Consider the following 22172-nt stretch of genomic DNA (forward strand, 5'->3'; position numbering starts at 1 on the left):
TGGTGCTTTCAGGCTGACTTTCTAAGTAACATTTGCCTCCGAAGAGTCAAGCAATGTGGCGCCTTCGTTGGCCCCATCAAGCCCTTTGGCCACTGTCTGATGGCAATATTCTGCCAACGCTTTGCGCGAAGGGGCCCCCTCTATCAGGCCTTCAATGGTGACCGGGTCGTGGAACCATATTTCGGCATGAATATGTCCGATGCCCAAAACCGTCCAAAGATGGGGCATCAGGGGCATATCCCCATACCAGGCAACCAGTGCCCGCCAATCGAATTTCATGGGCCGGCCATCAATTTGGGTATAGGCGATGGTAAACGGCTGCACCAACAGCGGTTCGTCCTCAATCCGGCGTTCTGCGACCGCAAACAGGGCACTTTTAAAGGGCAAAACCCGGGTGCCATCATTCGAGGTGCCCTCTGGAAACAGGATCAGCCTGTCGCCTGCCTGCAAACGGGCGCCTATTTCATCCCGCTGATCAGCGGCGCGCACTGCGCGGCGCTCTATAAAAACGGTCCGTTGTAACTTTGCCAACCATCCAAACACTGGCCAATTGGCAATCTCAGACTTGGCAACAAACGATCCCATGATGACGGAACCCAAAATCGGAATATCCAGATAACTGGTATGATTGCCAACAAACAATACCGGGCGAATATCTGTGCGTGTGCCATGCACGGCGACATCAATGCCCAAAATTTTCATGCAAAGTTTGTGATAAAAGATCGGAAGGCGGCGGGAAAAACGCAATCCCCCGATCACGCTCAGCACTTGGAACGGCAACAACAGAATTGTCACCATCACATAAGCCAATAGCCTGATTACAGCCCTTAAAATTGATCCTTTAGGAATCATGCACCCCCTGCATTACGGCTTACATCCCCGGCTTTGCCCTCTTCCGCACCCTCGTCCACCAAGCGAGCGGTCCGTTCAAAATGGCGGAAATATTTTTTGGTCACCAGATTTGTTTTTACAACAATGCAGACATCGGTGGTGTTGAACTGTTCATCCACGACCGCGCCATCCCCGATGAAGCCACCCAGCCTGAGGTACCCCTTGATCAACGGGGGCAAGCTTGCCATGACGCGGCGCGCATTCATCGATTCTGGCTTAACCATGTCCATGTTGATGTGGCGTTCGGCACGGGCACGGGGTCGATACGGTTTGGGGGCCAAATGGAAATGATAGAGATACGATAGGGGTTCAGCCAACGCCTGAATATCCGTGCCTGGAAGCGACGCACAGCCAAACATAATCTCGATATCATAATGAAATACATATGCCGCAATGCCTTCCCACAAAAGTTGCATGGCGGGCCGGGTTCTGTGTTCAGGGGCAACACAACTGCGACCCAATTCAAGGATTTCGCCTTTAAGGGCTGTAATGTTGGCAATATCAAATTCTGTGGCGCTGTAAAATTGGCCCAGCTTTTCAGCGACTGGGCGACGGATCAGCCTGTAGGTCCCAACAACCATCCCTTCCGCGTTGGAACTGCCGGAATGATCAATAACAAGAAGGTGGTCACATAAGGGATCAAAATCATCGAAATCCCTTTCTTCCCGAACCATGTCATCGCTGGGATGGGCCGTCATTTCCCCGTAAAAAACACGATAGCGCAGATTTTGGGAGGCCCTGATTTCTGCCTCATTCCGTGCAAGGCGTACCTCTAGGTCACCGGCGCGCAAGACGCCCGAATATGGCCCTTTAACAGCCGTACGTTTGCTTTCTGCTTCTCTTTGTGATTCTGTGGTCAAGACGATGCCCTCCTGAAACCTGCGCCCAAATGCAACACGGCATCTATTTCTGGGCAGGTGGGGAATGATCTATTGTTTTACGGGCTTGGGAACGCAGAAAAGTTCCATCCGGTGTCCCACCAACTCAAGGCCCAATTCTTCGGCCACGCTACGCTGCAAAGATTCTATTTCTTCACTGTGAAATTCCAGAACCTCGCCGGTACGCACATTAATGACATGGTCATGGTGATCGCTTGCACGGGCTTCATAGCGGGAACGCCCATCGCCGAAATCATGGCGTTGTAAAATATTGGCTTCTTCAAACAACCGAACCGTACGGTAAACCGTTGCGATGGAAATACGGGAATCGATCTCTGACGAGCGGCGATGAACCTCTTCCACATCTGGATGATCTTCAGCCTCAGACAACACCCGAGCAATAACCCGCCGCTGCTCGGTCATTTTCATGCCTTTGGCGATACAGATTTTTTCTAATGACGACATAATAACACTGCCGTGCGGCTCCTATACTGTGTGGCTCAGAACACCTGCTCGTGAGCATCCTACATCAGGTGTGTTACCACACCCTTGAAGAAATTGGGATTCACAATATTGAAATCCCGATTCTTTTTCAGAATCAGTCCTATGCCTTGCCCGCTCGTTTGGTCCCAAGGCCAATTTCTTTAGCCAGAGAAGAGCGCTGGAGCGCATAATTCGGGGCGACCATGGGATAATCATTAGGCAACCCCCATCGTTCCCGGTATTCATCGGGGGTCATATTGTAAGACGTCTTGAGATGTCGCTTCAGCATCTTCAGCTTGCGGCCATCTTCAAGACAAACGATGTAATCGGGTGTCACAGACCGTTTCACCGGCACGGCCGGTTGGGGTCTATCCACATGAAACAGGGGGGCACTTTCGATATTGGCCAAAGTGGCATAAACTTGGCGGATCAGTTCCGGCAATTCATTAATCGCCACGGCATTATTTGCCACATGAGAAGAGACTATTTCTGTGGTAAGTAATAGAATATCGTTTGATTCTGAAGATTCAGACATTGAATTCTTCCTATAGTTGGCTTTTTTGAACGCTATACAACAGCAATACCGAAATATATATTTGAGAATTTCATCAATCAATACTTATTTTAAGAAATATGGCTGAACATTTACTTGATATTACCACTGACGTCTGTCCCTTGACGTTCGTCAAAACCAAACTGTTAATCGAACGCATGGCGCCCGGTGACATTGCCGTGGTGCAATTGCGGGGGCAAGAACCCCTCGATAACGTCCCCCGGTCTGTGCGCGAACACGGCCATGAGGTCATTTCCCTGGCCCCAAAAGACCCCAAAGCAACATCCCCCGAAGACGATCATATCCTGACCCTGCGCAAGGCCCGGGCCTGAAAGGCCGAACGAAAAGGGGGCCTGACCGAACTAAAGAGTGCGCCTAATCTGAAAGATTTGCCGCAAAGGTCAGGGCCGCCATGGCCGGGCCATTGTCGCGGTGATAATACCCAGGCCGACGCCCTATGGGGCCAAAGCCCCGCTTTTTATAAAGCCGCTGAGCCTCAATATTGTCTTCTGCCACTTCCAGAAACAGTTTGGTTATCAGCGTATCTTCGGCTTGCATGCGGCGAAGCTGGTCGATGACAACATCCACAAGCCCGCCACCGATGCCCCGGCCCCTGGCAGATTTTGCAACGGCCAAAGACAATAGCTCACACTCATCCGCCACCACCCGGCACAGAGCAAACCCGAATAAATCAGGTTCTGGGCTAGAAACATCAAGGTTTTCCCCACCTGATCCCGCACCAACAGCCAAAAGTCCGAAGGCCCCGGGCATGGCCAGAACACTGCGGATGGTTGCCTCGCTCCAGGCTTCATCAAAAGACTGCCGGTGCAATTCGGCAATCACCGGATGATGGGGCATTGCAGCAGCAATTAATGCAATGCCCTGGGGCAATCGATGCGAGGGAACAGGGTTAGAATCTGGATCGGAAACGGGACCGGTCATGAACGCCGTCTGGATTTTGTCGGCAGCGCCGCATCGGGGGGGCGAATATACAACGGGCGAACTGATGCGCCCTTCCCCGTTAACTCTGGCGCATCCATCTCTGCCATCTCTGCTGCCATCGCCGCCACATGGGCCGCATCGGGCGGGGTGATCCTTGATGAAAAACGGATGCGATTTTCAATTTCCCCGGCCATGTCCTTTGAGGCCATCAAAAGGTTGCGCAAAATTTCCGAACCGTCTCCTGCAATCAACATTGGCCCAGACGGCAATGCATCATTTGCGACAGAAGCAATCGTGTCTGGTTCTGAAATGGGGTTGCAGGCTTCATCAAAGGTTTGAACAAAAACGTCCCGGCGTTTGCCATTCACTGCAATCACCATATTGCGGCCCACCCGTTCTTCTTTGGGCACGGCGCGGGCAAAGGCCGCAAAGGTCGTCACGCCCACAACCGGAATGCCAAGCCCAAGCCCAAGCGCGCGTGCCACGGCAAGGCCAATGCGCACCCCTGTAAAGGAGCCGGGGCCAACGGTAACGCCGATCCTGTCTAATGCTTTGAAACCGGTATCGGCTTTCGCCATGACGTCACCCATCATGGCATTGAGAACTTCTGCCTGCCCACGGTCCATCACACGGTTTGATGCCGCCACAATTTTTCCATCCCGCATCAATGCAACGGAACACCCCGTGGTCGCGCAATCAAGGCCCAGCACATTCATACCCATTCCCTATCCGATTACTTTCTATTCGGCACTTCTTGTTCACACCTTTTCAGGCGCGGATGATTTCTTTCCTGTCCTTGCCATGATAGTCTTGCCTTTACCATGATGACACCTGCCACGCATTCTGATTCCGGTCTTGTCGAAATCACACAAAATAATTTCGATGTGGACATCGACATTATTTATGCAAGTGCCGCCAACTTTACAGACACCCCTGTTTATAGCCGCCCCGGATGCTATCTGCACGCAGACGCCGCAGAACTTTTGAGCCGCGCCGTCGTATTGGCCCGGGAAATTGGCTATCGATTTCGTGTTTTTGACGCCTTTCGGCCAACAGAAGCACAATGGGTGTTGTGGAATCATACCCCCGATCCTGACTTTCTGGCCGATCCAAACCGGGGATCACCCCATTCCCGGGGTGTTGCCGTGGACCTGACATTGGTAGATTCCCGGGGAAAAATGCTTGAAATGGGCACTGGCTTTGATGATTTTACCCCGCTTTCCCACCATGGATCGATTGAACTTTCGGCCCAATCCATGCGCAACCGCCACATCCTGCTTGGCATCATGACGGCCGCTGGGTGGGATTTTTATCGCAATGAATGGTGGCATTACCAAATGTTCAATTCCAGAGATTATGCCCTCATCAGCGATCTCGCCCTTCCTGAACCAATGATGCCTAAATAACAAAATGGCCAATCGTAACGAAAGATCAATGCTTGTCTCATAATGTCCCCCGTCCATAATAGACACGGCGAATACATAACTGTGGCGCTCTGGGGAAAATTAGCATGAACAAGCTGACGACAACGCTTTCAAATGCGCTTTTGGCTGGCGTGATCAGTCTCCTGATCAGCGCTTGGTCCGGTGTGTCCAAAGCCCAGGAAATCAAAACCGCATCAAAAATCGGCACCAATTCAGCCGTGGTCATCATGTATCACCGATTTGGTGAAAAAGCCCTGCCAACAACCAATATCCGGATTGATCAGTTTGAAGCCCACATGAAAGAGCTGACATCTGGCAAATACACCATCCTTCCTTTAAGCGAAATTCTTTCCGCACTAAGACAGGGCCTGCCACTTGCCAATCATACCCTGGCCATCACCATTGATGATGCTTTCACCTCTGTTTATCGCGAAGCCTGGCCCCGGCTGCGCAAAGCAGGGCTGCCCTTTACCCTGTTTGTCGCCACGGATGCCATTGAACGTGGGACCAAATCCTATATGTCATGGGACCAAATCCGCGAACTGGCAAATGGTGGCGTGACCATCGGCAGCCAAACCGCAAGCCATCCCCATATGCCAGTATTAAGCCCGGCCCGAATGCGGTCTGAGCTGCAAAAATCCAACGCCCGGTTTGAAAAAGAATTAGGCGCGCGCCCGACCCTTTTTGCCTACCCTTACGGCGAAGCCAATCAAGCGGCAATGGCCGCGGCGCGGGAAGCTGGGTTTGTTGCATCCTTTGGCCAGCATTCAGGCACCTTGCACGGACAGGCGAATTTCAATTATCTGCCCCGTTTTGCCATGAATGAAAATTATGGCAGCCTCAGTCGCTTTCGTATGGCCGCAAATGCGCTTTCTCTTTTTGCCACAGATATTTCGCCGGTTGATCCAACCCTGGGGGCCAACCCACCCGCCTTTGGGTTTACCGCAGGCAAACAGATCAAGGACATAAAGCGCATCGCTTGTTATTCATCCCGGCACGGCAAGGTCGCGCCAATGCATTTAGGATCTGGCCGGGTCGAGGTTCGTTTTCCGAACGCCTTCTCACCGGGACACGGGCGCGTCAACTGTACCCTGTCTGCCCCAGGCGGGCGCTGGCGATGGTTTGGGCATCAGTTTTTTATTCCCAAAAAATAACGCATAAAAAACCCCCGGAGAACGTCCCGGGGTTTTTTATAAATTAGGTTTCAAGTTGATCAGGCATCTTCCATTTTTCTGGCCCCATCAAGGGATTGACTAAGTTTGGCCTTATCAAGGGTGCGAAGATTGTTGACCCTGACAATGGCCTTGATGGTTTCAATATAGTCATCGCCGCGTTCAGAATACCGGCCCAGTGTTTCAACCAAACGAAACGAGCCCATATCTTTGAACGCTGCGCGCAGGTCTGAACGGACCTGCCTGAAATGAACATACGCGCGATGCGAATTAAGGTTCAGCGCATAAGACCGCACACCATCCAAAAGCCGATCAAATGATTTCACATTGAATGTATGTTCTTGCGCGCCCGCATTGGGCTTGATTCCTGCCGCTGTTTTATAGGTGCGCTGGCCGAACAAGGCTCGACCTTCCTGGGCGAACCGAGATGTTCCCCAGCCACTTTCTTCGGCCGCCTGGGCAAGCGCCAGTGAAGGTGGAATCACATCGACCTTTAGCAGAAGGCTTTTCGCCTGACCGGGCTTTACGCCATAGCGCACATACTGCGCATCAAGCCAGGATGCACTCTTGCTGGCGATCGTTTCACCCCGAGACAACATCGCTGTCAATTTTTCAATGCGCGCCCGAGATGCCGTCAATTCTTCGTTGATGCGCAAAATAAGCGGCAGCATCATTTTGATAAAAACTGCCTTGCGGGTATCAATAGAACGAAGGTGGCGAATGTCGTTAGGCATGGCTTTAACAAAGACACGGGGCACCCCTGCACCGGTACGGATATCTTCAAGGCGATAACCGATGGCGCTAAATTTTTTGTAAAGTTTTCCTGCACTGCCCGGCACCACGGTCACGCCCGTGGGTTTTCGGATCGTGATATTTGCCGTACGGAAGACACTGCCCATTTCCATGTCAAAATCGGCAAACCCGACATCAGACATTTGCACTGGCTTCATTGCCATGCCAAATGCCACTGCACCCACCAGGGCACACGCGACGATGGCTCGAGGCTCTTTCACCAAAGCCACGCCAAGCGCAAAACGGGCCATCTGGACCCGTAGCGGAGATGACACCCGTGCCGTAAACCGGCCGCTGCCTTTTATCGTCTCAACCAAAAACATGACTATTCTCTTGTTCGTTTTATTCATTCTGCCACTCCCACTGGTCTTGATAGACCGCGAAAAATGGCCAGCCCCAACTAGCCGCTTCTTTTGACATTATCCTGCATCCGGCCTCTTGGCCTTGTTGTTACTCTGCAGGACGGACTTCCTTTACCTCCGGTATGAAATGCTTCAATAAATTCTCAATCCCCACCTTCAGGGTCGCAGAAGAACTGGGGCAGCCCGCACAGGCGCCCTGCATCTTCAAATAAACAATGCCTTCTTCAAAGGACCTGAACACAATATCGCCACCATCCTGGGCCACTGCGGGGCGAACACGTGTTTCAAGGAGTTCCTCAATTTTGGCAACAATTTCGGCATCTTCACCCGCAACCGCCTGGACATCATCTTCGCCAGATTCCACCGCTTCATTAATCATCGCGGTGCCCATGGTGTAATGTTCCATGATCACGCCAAGAATTTCAGGCTTTACCACCGACCAGTCACGCGCATCGCCTTTGGTAACCGCGATAAAGTCTGCGCCTAAAAAAACGCCCTCAACCCCGTCCAGCAGAAACAGTCTTTCGGCCAGCGGCGAACGCTCGGCCGCATCAGTCGTTCTGAAATCTGCCGTACCGGTTTCCATAACCGTTTCGCCCGGTAAAAACTTGAGCGTCGCAGGATTAGGCGTCTGTTCGGTCTGAATAAACATGACTTGCTGAACTCACCAATCGTTTGTGGCATTAAGATGTTCACGCCCCGGTCTGAGCTTTTTTCAACCCGCCGGACATCGCAAGAAGTTGTCCTTAATTTGGGAAATGATTGAGCCAAAATCAAGTTAAATTTTATGCTTTAAATCAACGGGTTAAGTGATAGCGTGGTTAACGGCCAAGGGTTGTCCGTAAAAACGCAAGAAAAAATCTGCGGACACAATAAAAACGAAATAATGGGACCCAAAGATGCCTTAAGTCAGTGCGTCTATTTCTTCATCGGAAAGATTGCCCGGTACAATGGTAACGGGGATGGGCAATTCACCGGCACTTTTGCCGCCAAGTGCCATTACCAGAGGGCCTGGGCCCTTTGTGCCCGATGCTGCTGCCAACACCAAAACGGAAATGCTTTTTTCTTCATCAACCAGTTTCAGAAGCTCTTCACGGAGTTTACCGGCACGCAGATAATAGGCCGGGGTCTTGCCCGACAATGCCTGAACATCAGCAGAAGCGTGATGGAAAATCGCTTCGGCTTCTTCGCGGCGTTCTTCTTGCATCAGGTCTTCTACGGCCATCCAGTGCTGAAATTCTGCGGGTTCGATGACGTAAAACATGGCCACCCGCCCACCGGTATGTCTGGCACGGCGGCACGCAAAGCGAAGGGCTTTGTGATGTTCCTCCGTGGCATCAACGACCACCAGGAAAATGCGTTCCTGCTCATCTGGGCCACTGGAGGTGTTGGTGCCCTGAATATTTTCGTCTGAAGCCATGGCTAGACCTTTCTGAAGACCACGCCCGCCAACCAGCCGGCAAGGAGTGCGATAAGAATTGCTATTATGCCGTAAAGCGCTGAATTGCGGTGGGCAAATTGATATATCTCAGCACCCAGTCCGGCCTTCGCCACGCGCAATGGCGTCGTCTGGGCGCTAATCACGCTACCGTTGCGTACCAAATAGACTTCAACCAAATAGGTTCCTGTGGGGACATTTGCAGGAAAATGGAGCGTTGAACGGAAAAGATGCGGCCCCAAAAGTGCCACACGGCCCGGTTTTTCGCCATAAACCCCTGAACGGACCTTGTTACGAATAAGGCCAGCGCGAAAGGATGCCAGCCGTTTGGGGTCGCTTGCACGTTCCGGCCTTAAGCGCAGATTATTCAGACCAATGCGGTGGCGCGTCCGATCCGCCCGTTTGAGCAGGTCTGCAACGGGCCGGCTGCTGGCCACCCTATAAAACGTTGGGGCATTGGCAAAGCTTACTTCGGAATCATTGATCCAGATTCCGCCGACGCGGGATTTATGCCGTACCACCGTTCGCTTGTTCGGGCCCCGAACAACGACAATAACGTCCCCTTCGGTTTCAACCGCGCCAAACAGAAGCACATCTGTGCCAACAAACCCGGTGGTAATATTGACCTCATGGCGGGAAAGATCGGCGACCAGACCTTGGGCAAGTACGGCTCTTGGAACCGTCGCAAACAATGCACCCAGAAATAATACGCCAATGATAAACAAGCGAGCCTTCATAGTGCTGCCCCCACATCAAGGGAGAACAGATCGGTTGGCTCAATCACCAGACCCAAAATCATCTTGACCCCAACCGCCAACACCACAAGCGCCAAAAGGGCACGGAGATGTTCTGCCGGAAGCCTGCCCGCGAACCGGCTGCCAAACTGTGCGCCGACAACCCCGCCCGCCAGCAAGGTAAGCGCCAACATAACGTCCACGGTCTGGTTGTTAACTGCCTGCAAAAACGTCACGTTGGCGGTAACAAAAATGATCTGAAACAGGGACGTCCCGACCACCATCATGGTTGGCATCCCCAACAGATAAATCATTGCCGGCACCATGACAAAGCCGCCACCAACGCCCATGATGGCCGAAAGAATGCCCACAAAAAATCCAATGCCAAGGGGCAACAAGATGGAGATGTAAAGTTTTGATTTCCGAAACCGCACCTTGAAGGGAAGGCCATGGAACCAGGTATGCTGGTGCAACTTTCTGCGCGGGGCACTGGGATTGCGGCGCCGCAAGCTGGCACGAACTGACTCGATCAGCATCAAAGTGCCAATGGTGCCCAGGAACAAAACATAAGACAATGAAATGACAAGATCGAGCTGGCCCATGGCTCTTAAGATTGAATAAAGCCAAACCCCGAAGCCAGACCCCACAAGGCCGCCCATCAACAACACGCCACCCATTTTGAAATCGACATTGCCCCGACGCGTATGGGCAAGAACCCCGGAAACCGAGGCCGCCACCACCTGATTGGCCTCAGAGGCGACCGCCACAGCAGGGGAAACGCCCGCAAAGATCAACAACGGCGTCATCAGAAACCCGCCGCCAACCCCGAACAGGCCCGACAAAAAACCAACACCGCCGCCCATCCCTAAAAGAAGGAACACGTTGAGAGAAATTTCAGCAATTGGCAGATAAATCTGCATCGGGATAAGAAAGCCCCGGCTAGACAGGTTGTTTAACGATTAAATTCTGTTATTTGTTTTGCGCCTGTGAACGGAAAAGCGCAAGAAAAAATACAGCTCAAACGCGCAAGACGCCGATCAATTCGTGAATTTCTGACATATGTTTTTCAGAAATTTCCTTTGCGCGTTCTGCGCCCGTTCGCAATACCCCATCCACATAAGCCGGGTCCTTCATCAACCGCTGCATTTCAGCACCGATAGGGCCAAGTTTATCAAGGGCAAGGTCTGACAAAGCGCCCTTAAATTCAGAAAACAGTTTTCCCCCGAACGTATTGAGAATATCGCTGCGGGCATCACCGGAAAGGGCTGCATAAATACCGATCAGGTTAGCCGCCTCTGCCCGGCCTTCCAGGCCTTCAACGCTATCGGGCAGGGGTTCAGGATCGGTCCGGGCCTTTCTAATTTTCTGAACAATCAAATCGGCGTCATCGGTCATGTTGATGCGCGAATTATCCGATGGGTCAGATTTGCTCATCTTTGCAGTGCCGTCACGCAAACTCATAACCCGAGTTGCCTCACCCAGAATTTGTGGCTCTGGCAGGGGGAAATAGTCGGACCCGAATTGGCGATTAAACGCACCGGCAATATCGCGGCAAAGCTCCAGATGCTGTTTCTGGTCTTCGCCAACCGGAACGTGGGTCGCCTTGTACAAAAGAATATCTGCGGCCATCAACACCGGGTATGAATAAAGGCCAAGCCCTGCATTTTCCCGATGCTTACCCGCTTTTTCCTTGAACTGGGTCATGCGATTGAGCCAGCCCAGCGGCGTGACACAGCCCAAAAGCCACGCCAGTTCTGAATGCCCCGGCACCGCAGACTGATTGAAAATAGTGCATTTTTCAGGATCAATCCCTGCGGCAAGATAGGCCGCGGTTACTTCGCGGGTATTGGTCCGCAAACTGCCGGGGTCTTGGGGAAGCGTCAGGGCATGAAGATCGACGATGCAAAAAATGCAGTCGTAATCATGTTGCAGGTCGACCCAGTTTCTGATCGCGCCGAGATAGTTGCCAAGGTGCAAGTTCCCGGTTGGCTGTACCCCTGAGAAAATCCGGTTCATCATTTAATCCGACTGGTAATTAACATCTATGCCCTTATGGGCGGAGTTTATGGCCCCAACCAGACCCTTGGTCAAGACCGGGCCTGGAAATGGGGGGCCACGTTGGCTTTATTCCACTTTATCAGCATCTGTATTTCGGCCAAAAGCATGGCGAAAATCTGCGATAGAAACCACCCCTGATAAATGGGCCAATGCCCCATAGAGCACCGCCCCGCAAATAACAATTGCCCCAAGCATCGCAAAGCGGACCGTCTCAGAACCCGTTAACATGTCGCCTATGGCAAGGGACACCCCCCAAACCACCGCGGCCATCGCAACGGACGCCGCCAGAACCCGTGGCAAACTACGCCGCAATTGCCGATCCGGCCTGAACCGTCCATTTTTCCGCAGCCCCATTGCCAGAAGCGCGCAATTGACCCAAGCCGACACCGACGTCGCGATGGCAATGCCCACATGGGCCAAAGGCCCCATCAGAACAAGGTTCAATACCACGTTGATACAAAGAGCGATAACCGCAACCTTAACCGGCGTTTTGGTGTCTTCGCGGGCGAAATATCCGGTCGATAGTATTTTCACCAAGACATAGGCCGGCAACCCAAGAGCGTAAGCCGCCAAGGTCCAGCCCGTGGCGGTCTGGGCCGCTTCATTGAAAGCCCCTCGGCCAAACAAGACAATGATGATCGGCTGGGCCGCAGCAACCAGAGCAAACGCCGCCGGAATGGTCAGGGCCATGGCAAATTCCACCGCCCGATTTTGGCTGGCAAGCGCTTCGGCCTCATTGCCTGCCCGGATCTGGCGCGCCAGCAAGGGCAATAATGCCGTGGCGACGGCAATGCCAACAACGCCTAAGGGCAATTGGTTGACCCGGTCGGCATAATACAAAAATGAAATCGTGCCGGACGGCAACAATGAGCCAATCACCAGATCAACCAGAATATTAATCTGGTAAACCCCCGCCCCCAAAGCCACCGGCAACATAAGACGCAGCAGCTTTTTTACTTCGGGGGTTAATCGAGGCATTCGTAGATGCAGAAAAATGCCGTCACGACCAAGTGCGAAGCCCAGCCATATGAACTGAAATATGCCGCCTGCAGCAACCCCCCATGCCAAACCATGGGCCGGCGTTTTTGCAAATAACCCCCAGCCCAAAATGGCCGTGATCAAGACCATGTTGAGCACAATGGGGGATGCGGCAGCGGCGGCAAAACGATCATGGGCGTTCAGCACGGCCCCCATCAGGGAAACCAGCGATATAAACAGAAGATATGGAAATGTGATCCTGGCAAGCTCTACTGCCAGGCCAAATTTTTCTGGGTCTGACACAAACCCGGGCGCGATCACCATCATGGCATAGGGCATGAAAACCTCAACCAACGCCACAAGCACAAACAGCGCTAACAACATGACCGAGAGCGCATCTTCGGCAAAGCGCCTGGCTATTTTATCGCCCGCAGAAACCAAAAGCCCCGAAAAGGTTGGCACGAAGGCCGCAGAAAAAGCGCCTTCCGCAAACAAGCGGCGAAACAGGTTTGGAAATTTAAAGGCAACGAAAAAGGCATCGGCCACCGGGCCCGCACCCAAAATTGCGGCGAACAGAATATCGCGAACAAATCCGGCAATGCGGCTAATCAGTGTAAACCCACCGACGGTGGTAATAGATCGAATCAGCGCCATGGTTCAGAATCTAGACGAAGGTACGACATAAGAAAAGCATACCTGAAAAATACCGGTCTATCCCTCATCAGGTTTTTGGGCCTGGGCTTTAGGGGACGGTTTTGAATTTCCGGATTTTTTAACAGGTTTTTGCATCGCAGGGGGTGTTGTGGAAACAGCCACCTGGTTTTCCTTAGCCACTTTCGCATTCGTTTCTTCAATTGCTTCCATAAGACGCTCGCGGATCAATGGCAGGCGTGATTCATGGGAAACCTTCAGGCCAAACAGGTCTTTTACATAAAAAACATCGACAGCGCGGGTGCCGTATGTAGAAATTTTGGCCGATGCAATTTGCAGATTAAGATCCGTCAGCACCGCTGTAACATCATAAAGAAAGCCGGGCCGGTCCCTGCCGTTGACTTCAATCACCGTGTTGGTCGCCGATGCTTTGTTATTGATCATGACCCGGGGCTGATCCCGAAACACACGGGTGCGCGCAGGCAGGGTGGCCTTTATTTCCAAGGTGCGGGGCAGGCGACGTTGGCGCGAAATGATTTGTTTCAAGGCATCATTGAGTCGTTGCAGGGCACGGGGATTGTCAAAGGCATCTCCGTTCACATCCTGAATCCAGAAAGAATCAAGCGCCATACCATCTGCCATGGTGAAAATCTTGGCATCCGCAATGTTTGCGCCGCAAAGCGCCATGGCCCCGGTAATGCGGGAAAACAACCCGGCATCATCCAATGTATAAACCGTCACTTCCGTGATATCCCGAAACTGGTCAATCTTTGTATCAATGACCAAAGGCACTCGATCATCATTTTCAAACGGCTCGCTATCCGCTGCAATCCGCTCCGCATGACGCAGCAAGGTGTCGCTATCAAAGGCCAACCAATAGGGTGCAGGAATCCGGCCAGCATACGCATCAAACTGTTCATCAGACCAAGAGGTGAGGGCTGTGCGCAATGCATCGCGCGCTGCCCTTGCCCTGTCTTCGCGACCGCGTGCTGATAGCTGGCCCGACATCACATCTTCTGCGGCGTAATATAATTCCCGCAACAAGGCAGCCTTCCACCCATTCCAGACATTGGGACCAACCGCGCGGATATCAGCAACGGTCAGACACAAAAGCAGGTGCAGGCGTTCTGGCGATTGCACTTCTTCAACAAAATCCGCAAGCGTCCTCGGGTCATCGATATCGCGCCTAAATGCCGTGTTGCTCATAAGCAAGTGGCTGCCCACCAACCAGGAAACCGTTTCGGTTTCTTCCTCACTTAATCCAAAACGCGGCCCCAGTGTATGGGCAATCTGCGCCCCCAAAACCGAATGATCACCGCCCCGGCCTTTCGCAATGTCATGCAGCATCAAGGCAACCATCAAGGCACGTTTTGCAGTGATCTTGTGAAACGCTTCACTGGAGACTGGCATGTCGTCTTTCAGTTCACCCAGACCAATGCGATGCAAAATACCAATCGCCAGGATGGTGTGTTCGTCCACGGTATAGACATGGTACATGTCGTGCTGCATCTGCGCGACCACCCGACCAAAATCTGGAACGAAGCGGCCAAAGACGCTCGCTTCATTCATGCGGCGCAATGTAATTTCCGGGTTTTTCTTGTTGGTCAATATTTCCATAAACAACCGGTTGGCTTCCGGGTCTTGGCGCAATTGATCATCGATCAAGGGCAAGGAGCGGGTAATCAGGCGCAGGGTTGCTGGATGAATGTCCAAATCTTCGCTATGAGAAATATGAAACAACCGCAACAGGGCAATGGGATCGGCGCGAAAAATTTCATCGTCTTCTGTGCGGATGCGGCCTTTTTCAATAACAAAGCCATCCACTTCGCGCCGACCAATACCAAAGGTTGGCATGCGAATCCGCGCACGGCGTTTGTGCTGTTCTTCCAAAGCCGCGCAGAAAATCCGGGTTAACCCGCCCACTTCCTTGGCATACAGGAAATAGTGTTTCATGAAGCGTTCAACGGCACGCGCCCCGGAATGATCGGTGTATCCCATCAGGTCTGAGACCAGCGCCTGCAAATCAAAGGTCAGCCGGTCTTCTTCTCGATCGGTTTGGTAATGCAGGTGACAGCGCACGGTCCACAGGAATTTTTGGGCCTTGGCAAAGCGTGCTGCCTCGCGCGCAGAGATAACCCCAAGGGCAACCATGGCCGCTATGTCTTTTGCCCCGTAAATATATTTGGCAATCCAGAACAAGGTATGAAGGTCACGAAGCCCGCCCTTGCCTTCCTTGATGTTGGGTTCCAGAACGTAGCGCGAATCGCCGGTACGTTGGTGGCGAGCATCGCGTTCGGCCAGTTTCGCCTCGACAAAATCGGGGCCGGTGCCATCCGCTATTTCGCTGCGGAACCGTTGGCGCAATGTTCCAAATAATGGCTGATCCCCTGCAATATGCCGGGTCTCTAACAAAGATGTCCGGATGGTAATATCAGCACGGCCATGACGGATACATTCATCAACCGACCGGATGGCCTGGCCCACCTTGTAGCCCAAATCCCAAAGGATATAGAGGATGTATTCTATGACCTGTTCGGTGTAGGAATTTTGCTTGTAAGACAGCAAAAACAAAAGATCGATATCGGAATGGGGTGCCAGCTCACCACGCCCATACCCCCCGGTCGCGACCAGCGCCATGCGCTCACCCTCTGTTGGGTTAGCACGGGGATATACGGTTTTACTTGTAAAATAAAACAGCGCCGCAAGCACGCTATCCATGGCATCGGTATTGGCCGCGACAACATCGGCGCCCGTTAAACGATGTTCATAAAATTCATTTCTTATCCATGCATGGGCATGATCAAGCGCATCCCGAGCTGCATCCAGAACGGCCGGGCGCATTTCTGATGTTGGCTGATCGCTTTTTGCAATTTTAGAAAGGGCGTCTGCAAACCCCGCCATTGCAACACTAGGGGGTGCAACATCTGGTTTAGACGAGGTGGAAACAAGATCGGTCATAAGCCCCTGTATAAGGTTAATCCGGTCGTATTAATAGGTGCCCTTGTCCCAACGCTCAAATGCTTCCGTCACCACCGGGAAGGGACTCCAGGGCGTTGGCGGGTTCATGGGCATGGCACCGCGATGCAAATACTCCGGCGTTAATTCTGACAAATTATTGATTCCCAAAAGGCCCATGGTCACGGTGATTTCTGCTTCCAGAATTTCAAAGGCCCGCACCAGCCCCTCTTCACCACCCGCTGCCAATGCCCAGCCCTGAAGCTTGCCCACAGCAATAGTGGTTGCACCCAAAGCCAGCGCCTTGATCATGTCCGATCCACGCACAAAAGCGCCATCAACGATAATTTCTTTTTTGCCTTTGGCCACCGATGCCACTTCTTCCAGTGCCTCAATGGCCCCACGCCCATGGTCAAGCTGCCGTCCGCCATGGTTCGATACCCACAACACATCAACACCACGGTCTATCGCAATTTGCGCATCTTCTTTTGTGGCGATGCCTTTTACGATGACGGGCAGCCCTGAATATTTTTTACAATGTTCAACAAAATCCCATGTCAGAGAAGAGCGAAATTTCCATTCCGCATCGGGATCAATGCCTTCAAGGTTTGCCCGTTGAACAAAGGTCCGGCGGTTAAACCGATTATACTGATCCCGTTCGCGGCGGCCGTAATGGGCAACATCGGCCGTGATAACCAATGCATCAAACCCTGCCGCAACCACACGATCCAGGGTGCGTTCCACCCAATCCATATCGCCACGCACATATAACTGAAACATTTTTGGGCCCTCTACCGATGCCGCACATTCTTCAAGCCGTGGGTTGGACATAATTGAAATGGTCGCCATTGAGCCAAAGGTTTCCATGGCCTTCATCACCGGAAGGTTGCCGCCGGGGTCCATCATGTGCAGCGATCCAATGGGCGCGCAAATCACCGGAATCCGCAATTTATGCCCCATAAAGGTCGATGTTGCATCGGGCGTTGCCACGTCAATTAGAACACGGGGACGAAAGGCAATTGTATCGAGTGCGTAACGATTGCGTTTCAGGGTTGTTTCAGATTCACCCCCGCCCGATAAAAAATCCCACACGGCAGGCGATAGCCTTTTTTTGGCCTCGATGATGATTTCCTGCTGGGTCGCTGCTTTTTTAATATCGTCCACTGCAATTTCTCCTGAATATTCCCCGGTCTTTATAATCCGGATTTGTCGTACAGATTTTAATCGGTTATCAAGTTATGGATACAGGATAAAGTGCCATAGAAAAAGCCTGTGCAATGATAACAAAAAATCAGGGGAGCCTGCATGAACGCTGTGACCGAACCATTGGCCACCCGTGCCGCAATCCTGGAGACGCCAAAAGCAAGGGTCGGCATCATCATTCCGTCATCCAATCGGTTGGCAGAACCCCAGTTGCGCCACTATCTCCCTGCTGAAATTGGTCTCCATACCACCCGGCTGCGCATGACCGGGCCGTGGCACAAGCCCCTTGGGGAAATTCATGACGCCATCAAACAAGCCGCAGGCGCGCTTAATGATTCCAAATGTGATGTCATTGTCTTCAATTGCACCGGGGGCGCCATGGCCGACGGCCCGGAAGAAGAGACGCGCGTCCTTGAACTGATTGCCGAAGAAACAGACGCCGAAGCAATGTCCACCGGCGAAGCGGTCGTCGATGCGTTGCGCGCGGTGGCCATCAAATCCATGGTCTTGGTCACGCCCTATGTTCAGAGCACCAATGATGCCGAAAAGATTTATCTGGAAAGCCTGGGCTTTGAGGTGTTGAACGACATCGCGCTGGGACTGGGCGGGGGCAATTTTTATATCCACGTGCCCCCTGAAAAATGGCTGGAAACCACGGAAAAGGCCCTGATGGGGGCGGGCAGTGATGCAGATGGTGTGTTTTTATCGTGCACCAACACCACCCAGATTGAAATCATTCCGATTGCGGAACAAAAATTTGGCCGGCCTTGCATTAATTCCAATCAGGCCGTTATCTGGGCCGCCCTAAACCGCATCCGGGCCCGAAAAGGGCAGGACAGTGATTCTATCGCCAAACCCCAGGGTCTTGGCAAACTCTTTGATATTTAACCGTTAATTTAAGGAAGGCATCCAAAAAATGGCGCAAACAATGAACAACTCCCGTGTCGCCATCGTCACCGGCGCAAGCCGGGGCATGGGCCGTGAAATGGCAGAAGCAATCATCGAAGCGGGCGGCCGCGCAGGCCTGTTAAGCCCCGATGTCGATGAACTGAACGCCACGGTCAAAGAAGTCAGTGACCGTTATGGCGCGGGCAAGGCCCTGGCCCTGCCATACAGCATTTCAGATTATAGCCAGTGTGAACGCGCCCGCGATGACACGCTGGAAGCCTTCGGTGATCTGCACATGGTGGTCAACAACGCTGCCCTTGGCCAATTGAATGTTGTTCCAAAGGGTGCTCCTGACACATCAATCAATTTTTGGGAAACCGACCCCAAACGCTGGGCCCAGGTGATCGATGTCAATGTCTGTGGCACTTATTACATGTGCCGCGCCATCACCCCGCACATGCTCGAACAAGGCTGGGGCCGTATTGTGAATGTCACCACGTCACTGGGCACCATACAGCGCAAAGGCAATGCCCCTTACGGGCCATCCAAAGGCGCCATTGAGGCCGAAACCTTAATCTTTGCTCAGGAACTTGAAGGAACCGGGGTGACGTCTAATTCCCTGATCCCCGGCGGTGCGGCGGCAACGGCATTTGTGCCAAAGAATTTTCTGACAGAACGAAAATTGGTGGACCCTGCCGTTATGCGCCGCCCCATCCAATGGCTGGCGTCGGATTTATCTGATAATCAGACCGGCGGGCGTTATGTCGGGATGAACTGGGATGAAGCCCTTGACCCTAATGAAAGCGCCGCAGGTGCGCTGGAAGCGCCGGTCTATCTGGCCCCTGCAGGGAAACAACAATCGTCAAGAGAATGGGATAAAAAATAATCAGGTCTGATCTTTGTCGGCCATCAACCCAACCAATTTATAGGCGAGTTCCAGTGCTTCCTTCGGGCTCAGCTCATCGGGGTTGATGGACCTGAGTGCTGCTTCCAGGGCACTTTCTTTGGGCAGGGTGCTGGAAGCTTTGGGCATCGCTGCAAACAAAGGCAAGTCATCTGAAAGCCTGGAAACCGTGTCTGCTTTTTCGCTGTCTTCCAAGGCACCCAGAACTTCTTCTGCACGATCAAGGGCGGTAACCGGCAAACCTGCCAACCGCGCAACATGAATGCCATAGGAACGGTCCGCCGTACCCGGGGCAACTTCGTGCAGAAACAAAACCTCGCCCTGCCATTCCTTGACCTGCATGGCGTGGTTCGACAGGCCCGAAAGGCTTCCTGAAAGCTGGGTTAGTTCATGGTAATGGGTGGCAAACAGGCCGCGGCTTTTATTTACTTCGTGCAAATGTTCAATGGTCGCCCAGGCAATGGACAACCCATCAAAGGTTGCCGTGCCCCGACCGATTTCGTCGAGAATAACCATTGCGCGTGGACCGGCCTGATTAAGAATGGTTGCGGTTTCCACCATTTCGACCATGAAGGTGGATCGGCCCCGGGCAAGATCATCTGCCGCCCCCACCCGGGAAAACAACCGGTCAACAATGCCAATATGGGCGCCGTCAGCGGGCACAAAACACCCGATTTGGGCAAGGATCGCAAGCAACGCATTTTGCCGAAGGAAGGTCGATTTGCCCGCCATGTTTGGGCCGGTCAGCAGCCACAGACGACTGGCAGGCGCCAGATCATCAGATGCACCATTGCCCGGTGACAGATCACAATCATTGGGCACAAATTCGGACTCGCCCGCACGACGTAGCGCATCTTCGATAACAACGTGACGCCCTTTGGTGATCTTGAAGTCGAAACTATTATCAACAATTGGGCGCACATAGCGTCCATCGCGGGCCAGTTCCCCAAAGCCTGCGGCGATATCGAACCAGGCAAGGGCCCGGGCAGCGAGGGCGATGTGTTCTGCCCTTGCACACACGGCCGCAATAAGGCGATCAAAAATTTCTATTTCCTGGGCCATGAACCGCACGCCCGCGCGGGCGATCCGGGTTTCAAGTTCAACCAGTTCATCGGTGTTAAACCGAACGGCAGAGGCCAGGGTTTGGCGGTGATGGAAGAAATGATCCATCTCATCAAGGGTCACGCCCGGGTCCCTGTCGGGGCCTTTGGCCGACATCATGGCATCGGCCTGGCCGGGGCGCGCCTCAATGAAATATCCCAACACGTTGTTGTGGCGCACCTTCAGGTTGGCAATGCCCGTGCATTCCCTATAATCACGTTCCAGCCCGGCAATCAAACGGCGGCTTTCGTCTCTTAATTTTCGGGTTTCATCAAGGGCAGCATCAAAACCCTGGGCAATGAACCCGCCATCGCGGGTAAAGAATGGCAGGTCTTCGGCCAGTGCCTTTCGCAACAACCCCGTCAATTCGCCATGTTCACCAAGATCGTGCAGCCATTGGTTTACCAGCGGCGGCAAAGGTGCCAAATCACTGCTGGCAGCATTACCCGTATCGAGGGCCGCAACCAGTTTCATGGCCGCATCAAGCCCATTGCAAATGGCTGCCAGATCCCGTGGCCCTGCACGCCCGACGGTAATGCGCGCAAGGGCACGTTCTATATCGGGACTGCCCGAAAGCGATGCCGCCACAGTTTTGCGGGGGCCTTGGGTATGGCCTTCATCATCGACAAACCACGCAATCCCATCAAGGCGATCGTTAATTGCTTTTGGGTCTGTCAGGGGGGCCGCCAACAACATGCCTAACAATCTGCCGCCGGCACTGGTGCGAGTGCGATCGATGGCGTCAATCAAACTGCCCCGACGCGTGCCTGATGCGCTGATGGTTAATTCCAGATTGCGCCGGGTTTGGGCATCGATCTCCATGATCGCGCCCTCGGCAATTTGGCGCGGGGGCTGCAACCGGGGAAATGATCCCTTTTGGGTCAGTTCGATGTAATCCACCAAGGCCCCGGCAGCCGCAAGTTCGGCACGACCAAACGTGCCAAACCCGTCCAGATCATCGACACCAAAAAACCGTTCAAGCCGCCGGGCACCATTTTGTGAATCAAACAAACTGGATGGCTGGAGCGTGATGGCGGTTTCTGTTTCTTCTCCCGCCCGCTGCAGGCCCTGGGCCATATCCGGTTTTGTTGAAAGCCGGTCTGAGACCAGCAATTCGCCCGGTTTAATGCGAGCAATGGTTGCGGCAAGGGATGACGGTTCCAGTCGCTGGGTCAGAAAATCGCCGGTGGAAATATCAAGCCATGCAAGGCCCAGAACCCCTTCCGCTTCTGCCAGGGCTGCCAGAAAATTATTGCTGCGCTGGTCCAGAAGGGTTTCTTCCGTCAAGGTTCCCGGCGTGATCAAGCGCACAACATCCCGGGCGACCACTGATTTTGCCCCCCGTTTTTTGGCTTCACTGGGGTCTTCCATCTGTTCGCAAACGGCGACCTTAAACCCGCCCTTGATCAATTTAGCCAGGTAGTTATCTGCCGAATGAACCGGGACACCACACATGGGGATATCTTCGCCCTGATGCTTGCCCCGGTGGGTCAGGGCAATATCCAGTGCCTTTGATGCGGCATGGGCATCATCAAAGAAAAGCTCGTAGAAATCCCCCATCCGGTAAAAAAGCAGACTATCGGGATGATCCTTCTTGATCCCAAGATATTGCACCATCATGGGAGTCACAGGCGCATCAGAGGCCACAGAAGCTACTGAGGCCTTATCAGAACCCTTGCCTAAACCTTGGCCAATCCGCTGTTTTTCTGCTGTATTTAGTGCCTTTTTTGACACGCTTTAAGCCTCCCCACCCTTTAAACCCCTG

21 protein-coding genes are annotated in these 22172 nt (G+C 53.0%); 5 read left to right on the forward strand and 16 right to left on the reverse strand.

Annotated elements, in window-relative coordinates:
• Positions 1 to 21: 21 nt before the first annotated feature.
• From HOJ08_00800 to HOJ08_00815, 4 genes are all read right to left on the reverse strand, one after another.
• Positions 22 to 852 (reverse strand): 1-acyl-sn-glycerol-3-phosphate acyltransferase, encoded by an 831-nt coding sequence (locus HOJ08_00800; protein ID MBT5671974.1) that lies wholly within the window; start codon positions 850 to 852, stop codon positions 22 to 24.
• Positions 849 to 1751, reverse strand: a complete 903-nt coding sequence (locus HOJ08_00805) for a GNAT family N-acetyltransferase (protein MBT5671975.1) — start codon at positions 1749 to 1751, stop codon at positions 849 to 851. The genes HOJ08_00800 and HOJ08_00805 overlap by 4 nt, the downstream gene beginning before the upstream one ends.
• A 69-nt stretch (positions 1752 to 1820) precedes the next feature.
• Positions 1821 to 2234 carry a transcriptional repressor gene (locus HOJ08_00810; GenBank protein ID MBT5671976.1) on the reverse strand — a complete coding sequence of 138 codons (414 nt, stop codon included), beginning with the start codon at positions 2232 to 2234 and terminating at the stop codon, positions 1821 to 1823.
• 139 nt (positions 2235 to 2373) lie between these two features.
• A complete protein-coding gene (locus tag HOJ08_00815) occupies positions 2374 to 2787 on the reverse strand; it encodes a MucR family transcriptional regulator (GenBank protein ID MBT5671977.1) in 414 nt (137 codons plus the stop codon).
• A 98-nt stretch (positions 2788 to 2885) separates the two neighbouring features.
• Between HOJ08_00815 and HOJ08_00820 the strand changes: the two genes are divergently transcribed.
• On the forward strand, positions 2886 to 3137 hold the full coding sequence (locus HOJ08_00820) for a sulfurtransferase TusA family protein (protein MBT5671978.1): 252 nt from the start codon (positions 2886 to 2888) through the stop codon (positions 3135 to 3137).
• 43 nt (positions 3138 to 3180) lie between these two features.
• On the opposite strand, the gene HOJ08_00825 is transcribed toward HOJ08_00820, so the two are convergent.
• Complete coding sequence (locus HOJ08_00825; protein ID MBT5671979.1) at positions 3181 to 3747, reverse strand: GNAT family N-acetyltransferase; 567 nt, start codon at positions 3745 to 3747, stop codon at positions 3181 to 3183.
• Positions 3744 to 4463 carry a tRNA (adenosine(37)-N6)-threonylcarbamoyltransferase complex dimerization subunit type 1 TsaB gene (gene tsaB / locus HOJ08_00830; protein MBT5671980.1) on the reverse strand — a complete coding sequence of 240 codons (720 nt, stop codon included), beginning with the start codon at positions 4461 to 4463 and terminating at the stop codon, positions 3744 to 3746. The genes HOJ08_00825 and tsaB overlap by 4 nt, the downstream gene beginning before the upstream one ends.
• A gap of 108 nt (positions 4464 to 4571) precedes the next feature.
• Here tsaB and ddpX point away from each other — a divergent pair, with 108 nt between their 5' ends.
• Positions 4572 to 5153 (forward strand): D-alanyl-D-alanine dipeptidase, encoded by a 582-nt coding sequence (gene ddpX / locus HOJ08_00835; GenBank protein MBT5671981.1) that lies wholly within the window; start codon positions 4572 to 4574, stop codon positions 5151 to 5153.
• A gap of 104 nt (positions 5154 to 5257) precedes the next feature.
• Positions 5258 to 6325 carry a polysaccharide deacetylase family protein gene (locus HOJ08_00840; protein MBT5671982.1) on the forward strand — a complete coding sequence of 356 codons (1068 nt, stop codon included), beginning with the start codon at positions 5258 to 5260 and terminating at the stop codon, positions 6323 to 6325.
• Between the two features lie 59 nt (positions 6326 to 6384).
• Here the strand turns inward: HOJ08_00840 and HOJ08_00845 are convergent, their stop codons facing one another.
• From HOJ08_00845 to HOJ08_00885, 9 genes are all read right to left on the reverse strand, one after another.
• A complete protein-coding gene (locus HOJ08_00845; protein MBT5671983.1) occupies positions 6385 to 7485 on the reverse strand; it encodes a hypothetical protein in 1101 nt (366 codons plus the stop codon).
• Positions 7486 to 7585: 100 nt separating this feature from the next.
• Positions 7586 to 8149, reverse strand: a complete 564-nt coding sequence (locus tag HOJ08_00850; protein MBT5671984.1) for a NifU family protein — start codon at positions 8147 to 8149, stop codon at positions 7586 to 7588.
• A gap of 252 nt (positions 8150 to 8401) precedes the next feature.
• The gene (locus HOJ08_00855) at positions 8402 to 8917 is read right to left on the reverse strand and encodes a universal stress protein (protein ID MBT5671985.1); all 516 of its coding nucleotides are present in this window, start codon (positions 8915 to 8917) and stop codon (positions 8402 to 8404) included.
• A gap of 2 nt (positions 8918 to 8919) precedes the next feature.
• A complete protein-coding gene (locus HOJ08_00860) occupies positions 8920 to 9672 on the reverse strand; it encodes a TIGR02186 family protein (GenBank protein ID MBT5671986.1) in 753 nt (250 codons plus the stop codon).
• On the reverse strand, positions 9669 to 10589 hold the full coding sequence (locus HOJ08_00865) for a sulfite exporter TauE/SafE family protein (GenBank protein MBT5671987.1): 921 nt from the start codon (positions 10587 to 10589) through the stop codon (positions 9669 to 9671). The genes HOJ08_00860 and HOJ08_00865 overlap by 4 nt, the downstream gene beginning before the upstream one ends.
• 97 nt (positions 10590 to 10686) lie before the next feature.
• Complete coding sequence (gene trpS, locus HOJ08_00870) at positions 10687 to 11685, reverse strand: tryptophan--tRNA ligase (protein MBT5671988.1); 999 nt, start codon at positions 11683 to 11685, stop codon at positions 10687 to 10689.
• A gap of 108 nt (positions 11686 to 11793) precedes the next feature.
• Positions 11794 to 13359: a murein biosynthesis integral membrane protein MurJ gene (murJ, locus tag HOJ08_00875; GenBank protein ID MBT5671989.1), complete on the reverse strand. Its 1566-nt coding sequence runs from the start codon at positions 13357 to 13359 to the stop codon at positions 11794 to 11796.
• 57 nt (positions 13360 to 13416) lie between these two features.
• A complete protein-coding gene (locus HOJ08_00880) occupies positions 13417 to 16314 on the reverse strand; it encodes a [protein-PII] uridylyltransferase (GenBank protein MBT5671990.1) in 2898 nt (965 codons plus the stop codon).
• Between the two features lie 30 nt (positions 16315 to 16344).
• Positions 16345 to 17475, reverse strand: coding sequence for an alpha-hydroxy-acid oxidizing protein (locus HOJ08_00885; protein MBT5671991.1), 1131 nt, complete (start codon positions 17473 to 17475; stop codon positions 16345 to 16347).
• Between the two features lie 141 nt (positions 17476 to 17616).
• On the opposite strand from HOJ08_00885, the gene HOJ08_00890 reads away from it, so the two are divergent.
• A complete protein-coding gene (locus tag HOJ08_00890; GenBank protein ID MBT5671992.1) occupies positions 17617 to 18402 on the forward strand; it encodes a hypothetical protein in 786 nt (261 codons plus the stop codon).
• Positions 18403 to 18442: 40 nt separating this feature from the next.
• Positions 18443 to 19288 (forward strand): SDR family oxidoreductase, encoded by an 846-nt coding sequence (locus HOJ08_00895; protein ID MBT5671993.1) that lies wholly within the window; start codon positions 18443 to 18445, stop codon positions 19286 to 19288.
• On the opposite strand, the gene mutS is transcribed toward HOJ08_00895, so the two are convergent.
• Positions 19289 to 22027, reverse strand: a complete 2739-nt coding sequence (gene mutS / locus HOJ08_00900) for a DNA mismatch repair protein MutS (protein MBT5671994.1) — start codon at positions 22025 to 22027, stop codon at positions 19289 to 19291.
• Positions 22028 to 22172: the final 145 nt, after the last annotated feature.

This window comes from Rhodospirillales bacterium (assembly GCA_018666775.1).
Taxonomy (GTDB): domain Bacteria; phylum Pseudomonadota; class Alphaproteobacteria; order SMXQ01; family SMXQ01; genus JABIXC01.